At 71.1% G+C, this 16708-nt stretch carries 15 protein-coding genes; 12 read left to right on the forward strand and 3 right to left on the reverse strand.

What is annotated here, in order from left to right:
• Positions 1 to 49 precede the first annotated feature (49 nt).
• Positions 50 to 1465 (reverse strand): RNB domain-containing ribonuclease, encoded by a 1416-nt coding sequence (locus AB0310_RS03125; protein ID WP_187663839.1) that lies wholly within the window; start codon positions 1463 to 1465, stop codon positions 50 to 52.
• Positions 1466 to 1543: 78 nt separating this feature from the next.
• On the opposite strand from AB0310_RS03125, the gene AB0310_RS03130 reads away from it, so the two are divergent.
• Both AB0310_RS03130 and AB0310_RS03135 read left to right on the forward strand, forming a co-directional pair.
• On the forward strand, positions 1544 to 2314 hold the full coding sequence (locus AB0310_RS03130) for an isocitrate lyase/PEP mutase family protein (RefSeq protein ID WP_187663840.1): 771 nt from the start codon (positions 1544 to 1546) through the stop codon (positions 2312 to 2314).
• Positions 2315 to 2353: 39 nt separating this feature from the next.
• The gene (locus tag AB0310_RS03135) at positions 2354 to 4114 is read left to right on the forward strand and encodes a proline--tRNA ligase (RefSeq protein ID WP_366236568.1); all 1761 of its coding nucleotides are present in this window, start codon (positions 2354 to 2356) and stop codon (positions 4112 to 4114) included.
• 22 nt (positions 4115 to 4136) lie between these two features.
• Here AB0310_RS03135 and AB0310_RS03140 read toward each other — a convergent pair whose 3' ends face one another.
• Positions 4137 to 4640, reverse strand: coding sequence for a pyridoxamine 5'-phosphate oxidase family protein (locus AB0310_RS03140; protein ID WP_187663842.1), 504 nt, complete (start codon positions 4638 to 4640; stop codon positions 4137 to 4139).
• Positions 4641 to 4774: 134 nt separating this feature from the next.
• Between AB0310_RS03140 and AB0310_RS03145 the strand changes: the two genes are divergently transcribed.
• The 6 genes from AB0310_RS03145 to AB0310_RS03170 all read left to right on the forward strand — a co-directional run bounded on the left by AB0310_RS03145 (position 4775) and on the right by AB0310_RS03170 (position 12872).
• A complete protein-coding gene (locus AB0310_RS03145; RefSeq protein ID WP_187663843.1) occupies positions 4775 to 5815 on the forward strand; it encodes an LOG family protein in 1041 nt (346 codons plus the stop codon).
• Positions 5816 to 6001: 186 nt separating this feature from the next.
• The gene (gene nusA, locus AB0310_RS03150; protein WP_187663844.1) at positions 6002 to 6985 is read left to right on the forward strand and encodes a transcription termination factor NusA; all 984 of its coding nucleotides are present in this window, start codon (positions 6002 to 6004) and stop codon (positions 6983 to 6985) included.
• A 62-nt stretch (positions 6986 to 7047) separates the two neighbouring features.
• A complete protein-coding gene (locus AB0310_RS03155; protein ID WP_083391685.1) occupies positions 7048 to 7302 on the forward strand; it encodes a YlxR family protein in 255 nt (84 codons plus the stop codon).
• Positions 7303 to 7396: 94 nt separating this feature from the next.
• Positions 7397 to 10126 (forward strand): translation initiation factor IF-2, encoded by a 2730-nt coding sequence (infB, locus tag AB0310_RS03160; protein ID WP_366236569.1) that lies wholly within the window; start codon positions 7397 to 7399, stop codon positions 10124 to 10126.
• Between the two features lie 105 nt (positions 10127 to 10231).
• Positions 10232 to 10657: a 30S ribosome-binding factor RbfA gene (gene rbfA / locus AB0310_RS03165; RefSeq protein WP_187663847.1), complete on the forward strand. Its 426-nt coding sequence runs from the start codon at positions 10232 to 10234 to the stop codon at positions 10655 to 10657.
• 214 nt (positions 10658 to 10871) lie between these two features.
• Positions 10872 to 12872, forward strand: a complete 2001-nt coding sequence (locus AB0310_RS03170; protein WP_366236570.1) for a LuxR C-terminal-related transcriptional regulator — start codon at positions 10872 to 10874, stop codon at positions 12870 to 12872.
• A gap of 7 nt (positions 12873 to 12879) precedes the next feature.
• On the opposite strand, the gene AB0310_RS03175 is transcribed toward AB0310_RS03170, so the two are convergent.
• Positions 12880 to 13776, reverse strand: a complete 897-nt coding sequence (locus tag AB0310_RS03175) for an iron-sulfur binding domain-containing protein (protein ID WP_268776457.1) — start codon at positions 13774 to 13776, stop codon at positions 12880 to 12882.
• Between the two features lie 52 nt (positions 13777 to 13828).
• Here AB0310_RS03175 and truB point away from each other — a divergent pair, with 52 nt between their 5' ends.
• From truB to AB0310_RS03195, 4 genes are read left to right on the forward strand one after another with little or no spacing between them, the layout of a single operon-like run.
• A complete protein-coding gene (gene truB, locus AB0310_RS03180; protein WP_268776456.1) occupies positions 13829 to 14722 on the forward strand; it encodes a tRNA pseudouridine(55) synthase TruB in 894 nt (297 codons plus the stop codon).
• Positions 14719 to 15087, forward strand: coding sequence for a hypothetical protein (locus AB0310_RS03185; protein ID WP_268776455.1), 369 nt, complete (start codon positions 14719 to 14721; stop codon positions 15085 to 15087). Before truB ends, AB0310_RS03185 begins: the two co-directional genes overlap by 4 nt.
• 56 nt (positions 15088 to 15143) lie before the next feature.
• Positions 15144 to 15581: a hypothetical protein gene (locus tag AB0310_RS03190; RefSeq protein ID WP_366236571.1), complete on the forward strand. Its 438-nt coding sequence runs from the start codon at positions 15144 to 15146 to the stop codon at positions 15579 to 15581.
• Positions 15578 to 16528, forward strand: a complete 951-nt coding sequence (locus tag AB0310_RS03195; protein WP_268776453.1) for a bifunctional riboflavin kinase/FAD synthetase — start codon at positions 15578 to 15580, stop codon at positions 16526 to 16528. Before AB0310_RS03190 ends, AB0310_RS03195 begins: the two co-directional genes overlap by 4 nt.
• The last annotated feature ends 180 nt before the right edge of the window (positions 16529 to 16708 follow it).

Here is a 16708-nt window from a genome sequence, read left to right on the forward strand (position 1 = left end):
GCCCGGGAGCGCCTGATTCGACGTCTTCGCCTGATCCCCGGCGGCGGGCTCAGAGGGCGAGCTCGATCTCACCCGTCCCGATGTCCACGCGCACGACGCGCACCTGCACCACATCGCCGGGCTTGGTGTCGGGGGCCACCGGCGCGGTCGTGGTCACTGCAGGGTCCGCGATCTGGACGGCGGCCCGCTCGCCCCGGAGCTCGATCACCGTGGCCTCGATGGTCTGTCCGACAAGCGGAGTGAGCAGCGCGGCCTCGACGCGGTTCACGGTGTCCGCGTCCAACTGCGACGCCCGCCGACCCGATTCCTGCATGAGCGCGGGGAGCTCTCCGAGGGAGGAGCGGACCCATCCCGGCACCGGCTGCCCGGTCGACACGGCGAGGCAGATGGCGAGCACCCAGCGGTCGACCAGTCGGCGCAGGGGTGCGGTCGCGTGCGCGTACGGTGCTCCGATCGCGGCCTGCACGGCGTCGGCGGGTGGTTCGCCGTCGAACACCAGGTACCCCGCGCCGCGGAACAGCGAGGCGGCGGCCTCCAGCACCGGGAGCGTCATCGGGTCGGAGCGGTCGAGGCCCCGGAGGTACTCGCCGTAGGTGCCGTCGGTCCACGGGCGCCCGAGTGCCTCCGTCTGGTGCCGGAAGGCAGTGAAGGCCGCCTCGTCGGGTTCCGGCATCGTGCGGAGGATGCCGACGCCCGCGTCGATCATGAGCGCGGCGGCCGCCATCCCCGTCATGAGCGACAGCTGCGCGTTCCACTCCTCGACGGGCAGCGGGCTGCGGCGCTCGATCGCATAGGAGCCGTCGTCGGTGCGCACGACCTCCTCGTCCGGCATGTTCAGGCTGGCGCCACCGCGGCGGCGCTCCTGCTCCAGACGGAGGGAGCCGATCTCCGGCAGCAGGGCCGCGTGACCGCCGTCGCCCCGGTCGAGCGCCTCCTGGGTGGAGGCGTAGTCGAGCTGGGCCCGGGAACGGATGAGGGCGCGCTCCAACCGGAAGTCGATCACGGATCCGGCCGCATCCAGGTGGAACGTCCACACCAGGGCGGAGCGGTCGACGTCGGGGAGCAGGGAGGCACGGTCCTCGCTCAGCACGGGTGGGTGCAGCGGGATCGAGCCGTCCGCGGCGTACAGGGTCTGTCCGCGCCGGCGGGCCTCCGCGTCCACGGCACCACCGGGGGTGACGAAACCCGGCACGTCCGCGATCGCGTAACGCACCCGATAGCCGTCGCCGTCCCGTTCCAGGTGGAACGCCTGGTCGAGGTCGCGGGCACCGGCCGGATCGAGGGTCGCGAACGGCACATCCGTGAGGTCGAGGTCGGGGAGAGTCGCCGTGGCGGCTTCCGCCTCCGCGAGTACGTCGGCGGGGAACTCCGTCGACGCGTCCAGATCCTCCCGAAGGGCCGAGAGCGCCGCGGCGAGCTCGGTCTGGGCGGCGGAGGGGGCGACATGCGAGCGGCGCTGGGGCATGCTGCCAGCCTAGGTCGACCGCCGCAGGGAACCCGGGCATCCGGCCCGCGTGCCCGCACCGGCCGCTAGCGTGGGGACATGACCACTGCTGCCAAGGCCCAGACCCTCGTCGGACTCTATGACGCCCCGGAGATCCTCCGCGTGGTGAACGTGTGGGACGTCGTCTCCGCGCGTGCCGTCGCCGCACTGCCGGAGACCACGGCGATCGCGACCGCCGGTCACGGCATCGCGGCGTCGTTCGGCTACGACGACGGGGGCACCCCGCGCGACGTCATGATCGACATGGTCGGACGGATCGCCGCGGCCGTGTCCGTTCCCGTCACCGCCGACCTGGACGACGGATACGGGGACGCCGGGGAGACCACCCGCCTCGCGATCGCGGCCGGCGTCGTCGGCGCGAACGTCGAGGACCGCCTCAAGCCGCTCGACGAATCGGTCGCCGTCGTCGAGTCCATCGTGAAGGCTGCGGAGGCCGAGGGCGTGCCCTTCGCCCTGAACGCCCGCACCGATGCGTTCGTGCGTGCCGGGTCGCGGCCCGTGGAGCAGAGCATCGCGGATGCCATCCAGCGCGGCCGCGCCTTCCTCGACGCCGGTGCCACCGCGGTGTTCGTCCCCGGCATCCTCGATGCGAACGTCACGCGACAGCTGGTCGAGGGCATCGGGGAGCGCAAGGTCAGCGTGATCGGGATCCCCGGGGCGCTCGCCGCATCCGAGTACGAGAAGCTCGGCGTGGCCCGCATCTCCTACGGTCCGCTGCCGCAGCGGGTCGCGCTGACCGCGCTGCAGGAGCTCGCCGAGAGCCTCTACCGCGGCGGCGTCGTGCCACAGGGGCTGCCGGCCCTCAACTGAGCGACGAGGCGGGTGACCGCGGCTCACTACACTTGAGCCGTGGTCACTCGTCTTTCGAACTTCTTCCTCCGTACGCTCCGCGAAGATCCTGCCGGTGCCGAGGTCGCCAGTCACAAGCTGCTGATCCGCGCCGGGTACATCCGACCGCAGGCAGCAGGCATCTTCGCGTGGCTGCCGCTCGGGCTGCGCGTCAAGGCGAAGATCGAGACCGTCATCCGCGAGGAGATGGCCGCCGCCGGTGCCCAGGAGGTGCACTTCCCCGCACTGATGCCGCGCGAGGCGTACGAGGCGACCGGGCGCTGGGACGAGTACGGCGATCTGCTGTTCCGGCTCCAGGACCGCAAGGGCGGCGATTACCTCCTGGCGCCGACGCACGAGGAGGCCTTCACGCTGCTGGTTAAGGACCTGTACTCGTCGTACAAGGATCTGCCGCTGACGATCTTCCAGATCCAGGACAAGTACCGCGACGAGGCCCGGCCGCGCGCCGGTCTCCTCCGCGGGCGCGAGTTCACGATGAAGGACGCCTACTCCTTCGACGCCTCGGACGAGGGGCTGGACGTGAGCTACCAGGCGCAGCGGGACGCCTACGAGCGCATCTTCCAGCGGCTGGGCCTCGAGTACGCGATCGTGCAGGCCGACGCCGGCGCGATGGGCGGTTCGCGGAGCGAGGAGTTCCTGCACCCGACGCCCGTCGGGGAGGACACCTTCGTCCGCAGCGCCGGGGGGTACGCGGCCAACGTCGAGGCCTTCAGCACGCCCGTGCCCGCTCCGGTCCCGTTCGACGCCGATGGCGCTCCGGTGATCTTCGATTCGCCCGACACGCCCACCATCGAGACCCTTGTCGCGCACTGCAACCGAGAGCTCGACGGCGAGTACACCGCCGCCGACACGCTCAAGAACGTCGTGCTCGCCCTGAAGCACCTCGACGGCACCCGTGAGCTCGTGATCGTCGGCATCCCCGGCGACCGCGAGGTGGACGAGAAGCGTGCCGAGGTGGCCTTCGCCCCTGCCGATGTGGAGACCGCGACCGCGGACGACTTCGAGAACAACCCGCTCCTGGTGAAGGGGTACATCGGTCCCTGGTCGCCTACGGGTGCGGTGCTCGGCGAGGAGTCCGCCACGGGCATCCGCTACCTCGTCGACCCCCGCGTGAGCGAGGGGACGAGCTGGGTCACCGGCGCGAACATCGACCAGAAGCACGCGCACTCGGTCGTCGCCGGGCGCGACTTCGAGGCGGACGGCATCGTGGAGATCGCGAACGTGCGCGCCGGCGACCCGGCGCCCGACGGCTCCGGTCCGGTCGAGCTCGCCCGCGGCATGGAGATCGGTCACGTCTTCCAGCTCGGGCGGAAGTACGCGGAGGCGCTCGGCCTCAAGGTCCTCAACGAGAACGGCAAGCTCGTCACGGTCACCATGGGGTCGTACGGCATCGGCGTGACGCGGATCCTGGCGATCATCGCCGAGCTCAACAACGACGACAAGGGCCTCATCTGGCCGGCCTCGGTCGCGCCGTTCGACGTGCAGGTCGTCGCCGCCGGCCGTGACCAGGTCGCCTTCGATGTCGCGGAGGGCCTGTCCGCGCAGCTGGAGGCGGCCGGCCTCGACGTGCTCTACGACGACCGCCCGAAGGTGTCGCCCGGGGTCAAGTTCGGCGATGCCGAGCTCGTCGGCGTCCCGAAGATCGTCATCGTCGGCCGGGGAGCCGCCGACGGGCAGGTGGAGTTCTGGGACCGTCGGACGGGCGAGCGTGAGGCCGTCTCGGTCGCCGAAGCGGTGGAGCGGCTCTCCGCCGCGCGCTGAGCCGGCGCTCGGAGCGGGCCGCTCAGCAGGTGATGCGGCCGTGGTTCATGATGTCGTCGTCCGGGGTGTCTCGGGTCACGAGCGCCTTGAGCGCCCCGGCGGCCATCGCGACCTTGCCCTTCGCGGGCTCCCAGAACTCGGCGACGACCGGAGTGACTTTGAGCAGCGCGATGCCCGGGGTCCCCAGGCCGTCCTCGAACCAGATGTCGAGGGAGGGGGAGTAGAGTTCCTCCATCTTCGCGCGGTCGTGGACGATCTCCGCGGTGCCGGCGACCGACACGTAGCGCATCCCCTTGGCGTCGCAGTAGGCCAGCCCCACGTCGTGATGACGACGGGCCTCCTCGACCTTCTCGGTGTCCTCCGCGGTGAAGAACCAGATGGCGCCGGCATCGTCCATCTGCCTGGTCGACATGGGGCGGCTGACGAGGTTCCCGTCCGGGTCGGTGGTCGTGAGCATGGTGAAGTCGATGTCCTCCACGAGTTCGGCGACGCGGGCGAGGGCTTCGGGACCGGTGATCTCTGTCATGTCGCCATGGTGACGCCTTCCCCGGCGGCGGGCACGGGTGTTGACACCGCTCCTTCTCCGTGCTCCGGAGCCCCGGGGTACGGTCCCTCGGCGTTGCGTCCCGCCGACCGGATGCCGCGTGGGACGCTGGGGGCATGACCGAGGAACCGCTGCCGGCAGCCCTGAGCGACGAGATCAACCGTGTGCTGGACGAGGCGGGTGTGGCCACGGACCGTCGCCTCGTGATGCGGATGCTCCGCACCGCGCTGCTGCTGGGGGAGGACGGCACCGACCGCCTCGACCTCAAGATCGCTTCCGCCGCCCTGGCCGAGATGCGGGACGCGTTCCGCCTGTTCGCGCCCTTCCGCGGGGTGCCGAAGGTGACGGTGTTCGGGTCCGCCCGCACCCTCCACGACGACCCGCTGTACCTGCAGGCGCGTGATGTCGCCGCGGCCCTCGCGAGCGACGGCTGGATGGTGGTCACGGGCGCCGGGCCGGGGATCATGCAGGCCGCGGCCGAAGGAGCCGGGCCCGCGCTGTCGCTCGGTGTCTCCATCCGTCTCCCCTTCGAGGAGAAGGCGAACAGCCTGGTCGCGGGAAGCGATCAGGTCGTCGCGATGAAGTACTTCTTCACCCGCAAGCTCATGCTCATCAAGGAGTCGAGCGGCTTCATCTGCCTCCCCGGCGGATTCGGCACGCTGGATGAGATGTTCGAGCTGCTCACCCTCCAGCAGACGGGCAAGGCCGAGCCCACGCCGATCGTGCTGCTCGACGAGAAGGGCGGATCGTTCTGGCAGGGCATGCGGCGCTTCGTCGACGAGCACCTCGCGCCGATGGGGGTGATCTCCCCCGGTGACTTCGATCGGGTCGTCGTCACCGATTCCGTGGAGGAGGCTCGCGCCGAGATCACGGGGTTCTGGCGCAACTACGATTCGCTGCGGTGGGTCGGCGACACCCTGGTGCTGCGCCTCAAGGCCGAGCCGACGGACGCCGAGATCGAGGAGCTCAACGCCGGCTTCGCAGGGCTGCTGTCCACCGGGCGCATCGAGCGCACGGCTCCGCGGTCCCCGGAGGTCGCCGACGACGACCGGCTCGACCTCCCGCGCCTCGCCCTGCACCTGAATCAGCGTCAGGTGGGCAATCTCTTCCGCCTGATCGGGGCCCTCAACGCGCTCCCGTCCGCGCCGAAGGTCTGACCCCGCGACGCATCCCACGACGCAACAGGCTCCCACGCGGAGTCAGGCTGTTCCCGCGGTGGGCGCCTGCTGCCGCGCGAATGCCTGTGCCCGGGCGCGGATGGCCCGGGGGCGCGGCACACGGTATCGTGGTACGGATGTCGCGCGTGCATTCGGGCGCGACGAGAGCTGAATAGGGAGGCCGTCATGGACATCGAACTGAGTCTGCTGCGAGGGATCGAGAAGGAGAAGGCGATCCCGTTCGACGAGCTCGTCGCGATCATCGAGCAGGCGATCCTGACCGCGTACTCCAAGCACGTCTCGCCCGAGGGCGCCGCGCCGGAGGGCGTCCGCGTGCACCTCGACCGCAAGACCGGCCACGTCGCCGTCCTCCAGGTCGTCCGCGACGACGAGGGTGCGATCATCGGCGAAGAGGAGGCGACGCCCGACGACTTCGGGCGCATCGCCGCGTTCGCCGCCAAGCAGGTCATCAGCCAGCGCCTCCGGGACATCGCCGACGACGCCGTCCTCGGCGAGTTCAAGGGCAAGGAGGGCGACATCGTCGCCGGCGTGATCCAGCAGGGGCCCAACCCGCGCATGATCCACGTCGACCTCGGCTCCGTCGAGGCGATCCTCCCGCCCGAGGAGCAGGTGCCCGGCGAGGAGTACACGCACGGGTCCCGTCTGCGCGTCTACGTCACCAGCGTCGCCAAGGGGCTCAAGGGTCCGCAGATCACCGTGTCGCGCACGCACCCCGGCCTCGTCCGCAAGCTCTTCGCCCTCGAGGTGCCGGAGATCGCCGCCGGACTCGTCGAGATCGTCGCGCTCGCGCGTGAGGCGGGCCACCGCACCAAGATCGCGGTGAAGGCCAACGACCCGGCGATCAACGCCAAGGGGGCGTGCATCGGTGAGATGGGGCGCCGTGTGCGAGCCGTCACGGAGGAGCTGGCGGGGGAGAAGATCGACATCGTCGACTACGACGCCGACCTGCCGACGTTCGTGGCGCACGCGCTGTCGCCCGCCAAGGTCACGAGCTCGTTCGTCCTCGACGCGAGCACCAAGGCCGTCCGCGCCCTCGTGCCCGACTACCAGCTGTCGCTCGCGATCGGCAAGGAGGGTCAGAACGCGCGTCTGGCCGCCAAGCTCACGGGTGCGAAGATCGACATCCAGCCGGACAGCGTCCTCGACTGATCCCGGTCCGTCCTCGACGCCACGCCCGGTGGCGGCGAGGACGGACGGAACGCAGGTGTAAGATGGAACCCGTACGAACGTGCGTCGGTTGCCGCACGCGTGCTCCCCGCTCCACTCTGCTCAGGGTGGTTGCCCAGAACGACACCCTCATCCCCGATGAGCGTGCTGTCCTGCCGGGGCGCGGCGCGTGGGTGCATCCGACACCCGAGTGCATGGAAGCCGCTCTGCGGCGTCGAGCTTTCGGAAGAGCACTGCGTGTGACCACTCAGCTGGACACACGGACCTTCGAACAGCACCCACCAAGAAACAAAGGCTGAACAGCTATGGAAACAAAGTGAACGGCTCGAAATGAGACCCGTCCGCGACTAGTGGTCTGCCCTGTCTGGGCAGACCGACCCAGACAGGAGAATTGTGGCTGGTAAACCACGCGTACATGAGATCGCCGCCGAACTCGGCGTCGACAGCAAGGTCGCACTTGCGAAGCTCAAGGAACTCGGCGAGTTCGTGAAGAGCCCGTCTTCGACGGTCGAGCCCCCGGTGGCGCGCAAGCTGCGCGCCGCGATCGAGGCCGACCCGTCCCTCAAGGCCGGGTCCGAGCCCGCTGCGGCGAAGCCCGCCGCGAAGCCGGTACCGAAGTCCTCGGCGCCCACCCCTGGCCCGAAGCCCGGACCCAAGCCGGGTCCTGCGGCTCCGGCCGCCCCGGCACCGGCGCCCGCCCCCGAGGCGGAGAAGGCTCCGGCACCGTCGGCGCCCGCGAAGCCCGCGGCTCCGGCCCCGGCCGCGCCGTCCTCCGGTGACGGCAACGCGCCGAAGCCCGGCGCGCCCCGTCCCGGCAACAACCCGTTCTCGTCCGCTCAGGGCATGGGCCAGCGTCCCGCCGGCCCTCGTCCCGGCAACAACCCCTTCGCCTCGGCGCAGGGGATGGGTCAGCGGCCGACCCCCGGCAACATCCCGCGTCCGCAGGCGCCGCGCCCCGGTGCTCCGCGCCCGGGTGCCCCGCGTCCCGGCTCGCCGCGTCCCGGTGCTCCGCGCGGCGGCCAGGGTGGTCGTCCCGGTGCTCCGTTCCAGCAGCGTACGGGCGGTCCAGGTCGCCCCGGCGGCGGTGGCGGTCCCGGTGCGGGTCCCCGTCCCGGTGGCGGTTTCGCCGGTCGTCCGGGTGGCGGCGGTGGCCGTGGCCGTGGTCCCGGTGGTGGTACCGCCGGTGCCTTCGGTAAGGGCGGCGGCAAGAGCAAGCAGCGCAAGTCGCGGCGGGCGAAGCGGCAAGAGTTCGAGATGCGGAGCGCCCCGGTCGTCGGTGGCGTCAACGTCACCCGCGGCAACGGGGAGATCATCCGCATGCGTCGCGGTGCGTCCATCGCGGACTTCGCCGACAAGATCGAGGCCCTGACCGGCTACACGGTGCAGCCGGGCACCCTCGTCACGATCCTCTTCAACCTCGGCGAGATGGCCACGGCCACCGAGTCGCTGGATGAGGCCACGTTCGAGGTCCTCGGTGAGGAGCTGGGCTACAAGGTCCAGATGGTCTCGCCCGAGGACGAGGACAAGGAGCTCCTCGAAGGCTTCGGTCTCGACCTCGAGAAGGAGCTCGAGGAGGAGAGCGAGGACGACCTCGAGATCCGTCCCCCGGTCGTCACCGTCATGGGTCACGTCGACCACGGTAAGACGCGCCTCCTCGACGCGATCCGTCAGACCAACGTCATCGAGGGTGAGGCCGGCGGCATCACCCAGCACATCGGTGCCTACCAGGTCTGGACCGAGCACGACGGCATCGAGCGGGCGATCACGTTCATCGACACCCCGGGTCACGAGGCGTTCACCGCCATGCGTGCCCGTGGTGCGCAGGTCACCGACCTCGCGATCCTCGTGGTCGCGGCCGACGACGGCATCATGCCGCAGACGGTCGAGGCGCTGAACCACGCCCAGGCGGCGAACGTGCCGATCGTGGTCGCGGTGAACAAGGTCGACAAGCCGGAGGCCAACCCGGCCAAGGTGCGTCAGCAGCTCACCGAATACGGTCTGGTGGCCGAGGAGTACGGCGGCGACGTCATGTTCGTCGACGTGTCGGCCCGTGCCAACACCGGCATCCAGGAGCTCCTGGACGCGGTGCTGCTCACCGCCGACGCGGGACTCGACCTCACTGCCAACCCGAACAAGGCCGCTCGCGGTGTCGCCATCGAGGCGAAGCTCGACAAGGGCCGCGGTTCGGTCGCGACGGTGCTGATCCAGTCCGGAACCCTCCGGGTCGGCGATGCGATCGTGGCGGGCACCGCCTACGGCCGTGTCCGCGCGATGATCGACGAGAACGGCGAGGTCGTCGAGGCGGCTGCGCCGTCCCGACCGGTCCAGGTGCAGGGTCTGAACTCCGTGCCGCGCGCCGGCGACGTCTTCATCGTCACCGAGGAAGACCGCATGGCGCGTCAGATCGCGGAGAAGCGCGAAGCCGTCGAGCGCAACGCCCAGCTGGCCAAGGCCCGCAAGCGCATCTCGCTCGAGGACTTCACCCGTGCTCTCGAAGAGGGCAAGGTCGAGTCGCTCAACCTCATCATCAAGGGTGACGTCTCCGGTGCCGTCGAGGCGCTGGAGGAGTCCCTCCTCAAGATCGAGGTCGACGATTCGGTGCAGCTGCGCATCATCCACCGCGGTGTCGGTGCGATCACTGAGTCCGACGTGAACCTGGCGACGATCGACAACGCGATCATCGTGGGCTTCAACGTCCGCCCCGACACGAAGGCGCGCGAGCGTGCTCAGCGTGAGGGCGTGGACATCCGCTTCTACTCCGTCATCTACAACGCGATCGACGAGATCGAGAGCTCGCTCAAGGGCATGCTCAAGCCGGAGTACGAAGAGGTCCAGTCGGGTGTCGCCGAGATCCGCGAGGTGTTCCGCTCCTCGAAGTTCGGCAACATCGCCGGTGTCATCGTGCGGTCCGGGACGATCACGCGCAACGCGAAGGCCCGTGTCATCCGAGACGGCGTCGTCATCGCCGATGGCCTCGCCATCGAGTCGCTGCGCCGGTTCAAGGACGACGTCACCGAGGTGCGGACGGACTACGAGGCCGGTATCGGCCTCGGCAAGTACAACGACATCCAGATCGGCGACGAGATCGAGACGACCGAGATGGTGGAGAAGCCGCGCGGCTGACCCGCACGGCTCCGGCGGCTGCCTCCTCCTCCCATGACGGGGGAGGGGGCAGCCGCCTCCGCGGTTCGCTGGGAACCGCGATGCACAGAGGTGGGAGAAGGAACAATGGCTGGTGAACGACAGGCCCGACTCGCGGATCGCATCCGCGTGATCCTCGCCGAGCGCTTGGAGAAGGGGCTGCGCGACCCGCGTCTCGGCTTCGTGACCATCACCGACGTCCGCGTGAGCGGCGACCTGCAGCACGCTTCCGTGTTCTACACGGTGCTCGGTACGGAAGAGGAGCGCCTCGCCAGCGGCGCCGCGCTCACGTCCGCGACCGGAATGCTGCGCAGCGAGGTCGGTCGACAGCTCAGCACGCGACTCGTCCCCACGCTCGAGTTCATCCCGGACGCCCTCCCGGAGAACGCGGATCACATCACCGCCCTGCTCCGTGAGGCGCAGGAGCGGGACGCGGAGGTCGCCAAGCTGGCCTCTTCCGCGACCCACGCCGGTGAGGCCGACCCCTACCGTGCGGACGACGACGAGGACTGATCCCGTCTGATACCCTCAGGTCCGCGGCGGGACAACCGGTGGATCTGGGGGGATCGACATCGAGTCTCGGAACGCGCCTGCGGGGTCGTCCGTCGCGCCCGGCGACGTCGAGGCGCTGCTGGACGAGCTTCGGGCTCGGGAGCTCGCGTGCGCCCCGCACGTGGCCGCGCGGCTCGTCGCCGCGCTTCCGGAGGACCCGGCTACCGTCATGGCGGTGGCGGCCCGCCTCACACCGGAGCAGCGGCGAGGTCTCGGCCGGCTGCCGTGGCCGCTGCCGTCCGCCGCCGATGCCGTCCCTCCCGGCATGCTGTCGACCCCGGACCGGCTGCTGCTGCTCACCGTGGCGTTGACGTTCGAGGATGACCTCGATCCGGTTCTCGCGGTGGACGGGCGCGGCGTGGAGGAGGTGCGGGCGAGCGGCGCCTCGCCTTACCTGGTGATCCACGCGGGACGCGTCCGGTTCGCCGATCCCCGGATGGAGACGCGAGTGCACGCGACCGCGTCGGCGGCTGAGGTCGCGCATACGCACGCGCGCCTCGCCGCGGTCGCCGTCCGGCGGCGAGATCGGGTGGCTGCGGCCTGGCATCGCGCCCGTGGAGGCGCCGCCCGCGATCGTCTGTCCGCGGCGGCGTTGACGGCGGGTGCCCGCGCCGCGGCCGCAGAGGGACGCACGGAACGCGTGCTGCTGCTCGCCGCCGAGGCCGCGAAGCACGCGGCCGGCGACATCGGCGAGGAAGCGCGAATGCTCGCCGGGTGCGCGGCGCTCGCATGCGGCCATGCGGCGGATGCCGAGGAATGGTTGGGAAGCCTCGTCTGCGGTGCCGCCGAGCACCGTCGGGGGCGAGCGCTCGGACCGTTCCTCGTCGCCCGCACGTTCCGGTACGGAGCGGTGCCGGCCGTCGATCCGCAGCGGCTCGCTCCGCTGCGTACGGCGGACGGCGACTCCTGGGCGCGGTCCGCGGCGCTCCTGGCGATCCTGTGCGCGGAGCGCGGCGACCGCAGGGCGGGGCGCCGCTGGCTCGCCGATGTCCGTGACGGGGCCTCGCGCGTCGGCGGAGACGGCGTCCTGCGGGACGCGGTCGAGTCGCTGTGCGGCCTTCTCGCCGGGGAGGTCGTCACGGGTGACGTGCCAGGAACCGGCGGGCTGCTGGGCGCCGTGTCGGGGGCGCTGCATGCCGCGTGCGGCGGCGACATCGACGAGGGCCTGCGGCTGCTGCAGACCGCGGATCTCCCCGGGGTGGGGGAGCGCGATCCGATGATCCCCGGTTTCGAGCACAGCCCACTGGGCCGGGCCTACCGGGCCGTCACCGAGGTGCTGCTTCTGGTCTGGCGGGGAGACATCGGTCGCGCCAGGCTGCTGCTGCGGCAGGCAGCGGTCGAGCTCCCCGTCGCGATCCCGTTCGCGGGACTCGGCGTGGTGCTGGCTCGGCGGCTCGATCTCGCGGTCCTCGGCGCTTTCAGCCCGATCGCCAGGGCTCTCACCGCCGTGCTCCCTCCGGCCGCAGACATGGACGTACTGGTGGACCGCGCTGTCGAGGCGTTCCTGAACGGCTCCTTCGAGGCGGCCGCCGGTGCGATCGGGCTGTGGCGGGATCGCGGGGAGCCGCAGGCGCGCTTCGCGGTGCCGGGGGTGGAGGAGGTCGTGCTCGTCCCCGAGGCCGGACGGGCGTCACCGGCGGTGCGCCCACCGGAGACGGAGTTCGCCGACGCCCTGCGTCACGCCGTCGCGCCGTCCGGCGACGGTGCCTGGCGCACGGAGCAGGAGACCCTGCGAGAGGCGGCACGACGGCTTCGGTCGCCCTTCGCCCGCGGCCGCGTCGAGACGCTGCTCGGGGTCAGGTCCGGGCTGCACGGGGATCCGATCGCGGCCCGCAGTCACCTTGCGCAGGCCGAGAGACTGTTCGAGGCCGCCGGGGCGAGCGCGTGGGGGCGTGCCGTCCGCCGGCGTCTGCAGCGGCTGGAGAGCGACCCGCACGTCACGGGCGGCGCGCATCTCCCCGTGTGCCGGAGCGCCTGGGCGCAGCGGCTGACGTCGCGGGAGCTGGAGGTCGCGATGCTCGCCGTCGAAGGCACGGGGAACCGCGCGATCGCGGAGCGCCTGTCGGTGTCGATCCGGACGGTCGAGGTGCATCTCGGACGCGTGTTCGCGAAGCTGCACGTGCGCAATCGTGTCGAGCTGACCGTGTTGGCGCACCGGACCGAGCAGTACCTCTGAGCAGCGCTCACCGCGGCAGCGAGAGGCCCTCCCCGTCCGCTTCCGCGAGTCCGTCTGCGATCAGGGAATCGATCGCCCGATCCCGCTGACGCAGGTCGGGCCATGCCGGGAGGACCGCCGCGAGGGGAACCGGCTCGGGGGCCGCGTCGCGCAGGAGCCGGAGCACGGCGCCGCGGGCCTGCCGGTCCGACCCCTCGAACGTGGCCTGTCGCCGTCGCTCGTCTCCGGTATCGGGTCGGCCGGCTGCGAGCCACGCGCAGGTGTCAGCCAGCGGGCAGCGCTCGCACCGGGGCGCGCGCGACGTGCAGATCGTCGCGCCGAGTTCCATCGCCGCGGCGTTGAGGACGCTCGCCTCAGTCACCCCCTCGGGAAGCAGGGAGGACATGAGAGCGAGGTCGCGGCGGGATGGTGGCCCCGGTTGTGCCCGTCCATCGACGGCTCGTGCCAGGACGCGCCGTGTATTGGTGTCGACGACGGGATGTCGGTCGCCGTACGCGAAGACGGCCACGGCACGGGCGGTGTAGTCGCCGATGCCGGAGAGGGCGAGGAGGGCGTCGACGTCGCGCGGCACGACGCCTCCGTGCCGTTCGACCACCTCGATGGCGGCCCGGTGCAGCCACAGGGCCCGCCGCGGATAGCCGAGGTTCGCCCACTGGTGCACGACGTCCGCCGTGGACGCTGTCGCCATCGCGCGGGGCGTGGGCCACCGTGTCAGCCACGCGTCGAGATGCGGGATCACCCGGGTCACGGGCGTCTGCTGCAGCATGAACTCACTCACCAGGACGCCCCAGGCGCCGAACGTCGCATGGAAGTCCGGCCGGCGCCACGGGAGGTCGCGCGCCGCCTCGGCGTACCAGCCGAGCAGGGGCGTCAACGTCGCAGGGGACGGTGCGGGCGCGGCCATCCCTCCAGCCTAGGCGAGCGGTCGCCGCTCTCGGCCTCGGTAGGCTGGAGGGATGGCGACCCCCGGTATCCTCCTCGTCGACAAGCCCGGCGGGCTGACCAGTCACGACGTGGTCGCCCGCACCCGCCGGGCCTTCGGGACCCGCAAGGTCGGCCACGCCGGGACTCTCGACCCGATGGCCACGGGGCTGCTCGTCATTGGCATCGAGGGCGCGACCCGCCTCCTCACGTACATCGTGGGCGCCGACAAGACCTACGAGGCGACCATCCGGCTCGGTGCCGTCACCTCCACGGACGACGCGGAGGGCGAGATCCTCCACACTGCGGACCCCGCCGCCCTCGTCGCGGTCGAGGACCCGGCGATCGATGCCGGGGTGGCCGCGCTGACGGGCGCGATCTCCCAGGTCCCGAGCGCGGTGTCGGCGATCAAGGTCGACGGTCGTCGCGCGTACGACCGGGTCCGTGCGGGGGAGGAGGTCGTCCTCGAGCCGCGGGAGGTCGTCGTCTCCCGGTTCGATGTCCTCGCCCGTCGCCGCGACGACCACGCCCTCGACCTCGATGTCGTCGTGGACTGCTCGTCCGGCACCTACATCCGCTCGCTCGCCCGCGACCTGGGCGCTGCCCTCGGCATCGGCGGTCACCTGACGGCGCTCCGCCGCACCCGCGTCGGCCCGTTCGACGTGCGCGACGCGGTGTCGATCGACGCGCTCGACACCGCTCCCGTGCTCACCCCCGGCGAGGCCGCCGCTCGCGTCCTCCCCGTCCTCCCCGTCACGGCGGACGAGGCCCGCGATCTGCGCCACGGCAAGCGTCTGGCGGGGCAGGCGATGCGCCTGGACGGTCCGCTCGCCGCGGCCATCGAGGACGACGGCGTGCTGGTGGGGATCGTCGAGAAGCGCGGCGCCGATGTGAAGAGCGCCATGAACATGCCGGAGGTCTCCCGATGATCCTGTGGTTCACGATCGTGCAGATCGTCGTCGCCGTCGCCGCCGGGCTCTTCTGCCTCGGGGCCGGGTTCGCCGGTCGGCGCCCCAGCGACTTCTCGGTGGGCGCACTCGCGCTCGTCGAGGTGCTGCTGCTCGCGCAGGTCGTCGTCGCCATCGTCGCGCCCCTCGCGGGGAATCCGCCGACCGGGGACCTGCTGGAGTTCTGGGTGTATCTCGTTTCGGCGGCTCTGCTCCCGATCGGTGCGGTGCTCTGGGCCCTCATGGAGCGCAGCCGGTGGAGCACTGTCGTTCTCGGCGTGGCCGCCCTCGCGATCGCGATCATGCTGTGGCGCATGCAGGTCATCTGGACGATCCAGGTCGCCTGAGCGCGGACCGGGAGCGGACGCCGGGCGGCTCACCCGGCTCTAGGATGGAATGCGCTATGAGCTCCACCGCCCCCTCCACCCGGATGACCGGCATCGGTCGTGTCCTCGTGATCGTCTACGCCGTGATGGCGCTGGCGGCCACCGGGCGCAGCTTCGTGCAGATCGTCCGTCGATTCGACGAGGCCCCGCTGGCCTACACGCTGTCTGCCCTGGCCGCGGTCGTGTACGTCCTGGCGACGCTGGCGCTCGTCTTCGCGCGGCGTCGGGGCTGGTACACCGTCGCCTGGGTCGCGATCGTTTTCGAGCTCACCGGTGTCCTGGTCGTCGGCGTCCTCAGCCTCGTCCTCCCCGAGCTCTTCCAGCACGAGACCGTGTGGTCGGTGTTCGGGCGCGGCTACCTCTTCATCCCTCTCGTCCTCCCGATCTTCGGGATCTGGTGGCTCCGCACGCACCGGCCCATCGAGGCCACGCGTCCGGTCGAGGTCGCCGCGTGATCGTGTTCCGGAATCCGGACGAGGTGCCGGACGGCTACGGCCCCAGCGCCGTCGCCATCGGGAAGTTCGACGGGGTGCACGAGGGGCACCGGGCGGTCATCCGCCGTCTGGAGGAGGCCGCCGCGGCCTCGGGGAGCCGCGCCGTCGCGGTGACGTTCGACCGCAACCCGCTCGCCGTGATCCGTCCGGACCGGTGCCCCGAGAACGTCGTGACCGTCGACCGCAAGCTGGAACTCCTCAGCGAGCTCGGACTCGACGCGACGCTCGTGCTCACGTTCGACGAGACGCTCGCCGCCCGCAGCGCCGAGGACTTCGTCGTCGACATCCTCGTCGGCGCGCTGCACGTGTCCACCGTGCTCGTCGGTGCCGACTTCCGTTTCGGGCACCGGGGTGCAGGAACGCCCGAGCTGCTGCGCGCACTCGGCCCCCGCTACGGCTTCACGGTCGAGGTCGTGGACGACGTCTACCTTCCGGGTTCCAGCCGACGGGTCTCGTCGAGCTGGATCCGCGAGCTGTTGATGGCGGGGGATGTCGCCGAGGCCACTCGCGCGCTCGGACGGTATCCCGACGTGCGCGGCGTCGTGGTCCACGGTCTGAAGCGCGGACGCGAGCTCGGCTTCCCGACCGCGAACCTCTCCACGATCGTCGACGCGTTCGTGCCCGCCGACGGCGTCTACGCCGGATGGCTCGTCGACCACGACACGGGGATCCGGCATCCGTCGGCGATCTCGGTGGGAACGAACCCCACCTTCGACGACGTGCTCGTGCGTCAGGTCGAGGCCCATGTGCTGGGGGAGACCGGTCTCGACCTCTACGGTCATGACGTGACGGTCGAGTTCGTCGAGCGGCTGCGCGGCATGGTCGCGTTCGAGGGCATCGAGAAGCTGATGACGCAGATGGCCGCCGACGTCGCGCAGGCCGCGGCCATCCTCGACGAACCCGTGTAACACGGCGGCACCCTGCTTCCGCGGCCGGGGGCCGGGATGGCATAGAATGGCATCAGGCTCCCACCGGTCCCGCACGTATCGCGTGCTCCGGCGGGAACACCGATCCACAGTCCGCACGGTCCTGGCTCACGCCACACGCGGACGACGAGAACGGCTCACTGCTCCCTGAGGGAGCCGGAG

The organism is Microbacterium meiriae (assembly GCF_040702565.1).
Lineage (GTDB): Bacteria > Actinomycetota > Actinomycetes > Actinomycetales > Microbacteriaceae > Microbacterium > Microbacterium meiriae.

Excerpts from the sequence above, each read along its gene's own strand:
- AB0310_RS03140 (WP_187663842.1), bottom strand. The coding sequence starts at position 4,640 with ATGACAGAGATCACCGGTCCCGAAGCCCTCGCCCGCGTCGCCGAACTC.
- nusA (WP_187663844.1), top strand. The coding sequence starts at position 6,002 with ATGGACATCGAACTGAGTCTGCTGCGAGGGATCGAGAAGGAGAAGGCG.
- AB0310_RS03125 (WP_187663839.1), bottom strand. The coding sequence starts at position 1,465 with ATGCCCCAGCGCCGCTCGCATGTCGCCCCCTCCGCCGCCCAGACCGAG.
- truB (WP_268776456.1), top strand. The coding sequence starts at position 13,829 with ATGGCGACCCCCGGTATCCTCCTCGTCGACAAGCCCGGCGGGCTGACC.
- AB0310_RS03130 (WP_187663840.1), top strand. The coding sequence starts at position 1,544 with ATGACCACTGCTGCCAAGGCCCAGACCCTCGTCGGACTCTATGACGCC.
- AB0310_RS03175 (WP_268776457.1), bottom strand. The coding sequence starts at position 13,776 with ATGGCCGCGCCCGCACCGTCCCCTGCGACGTTGACGCCCCTGCTCGGC.
- AB0310_RS03185 (WP_268776455.1), top strand. The coding sequence starts at position 14,719 with ATGATCCTGTGGTTCACGATCGTGCAGATCGTCGTCGCCGTCGCCGCC.
- rbfA (WP_187663847.1), top strand. The coding sequence starts at position 10,232 with ATGGCTGGTGAACGACAGGCCCGACTCGCGGATCGCATCCGCGTGATC.
- AB0310_RS03155 (WP_083391685.1), top strand. The coding sequence starts at position 7,048 with ATGGAACCCGTACGAACGTGCGTCGGTTGCCGCACGCGTGCTCCCCGC.
- AB0310_RS03190 (WP_366236571.1), top strand. The coding sequence starts at position 15,144 with ATGAGCTCCACCGCCCCCTCCACCCGGATGACCGGCATCGGTCGTGTC.
- AB0310_RS03145 (WP_187663843.1), top strand. The coding sequence starts at position 4,775 with ATGACCGAGGAACCGCTGCCGGCAGCCCTGAGCGACGAGATCAACCGT.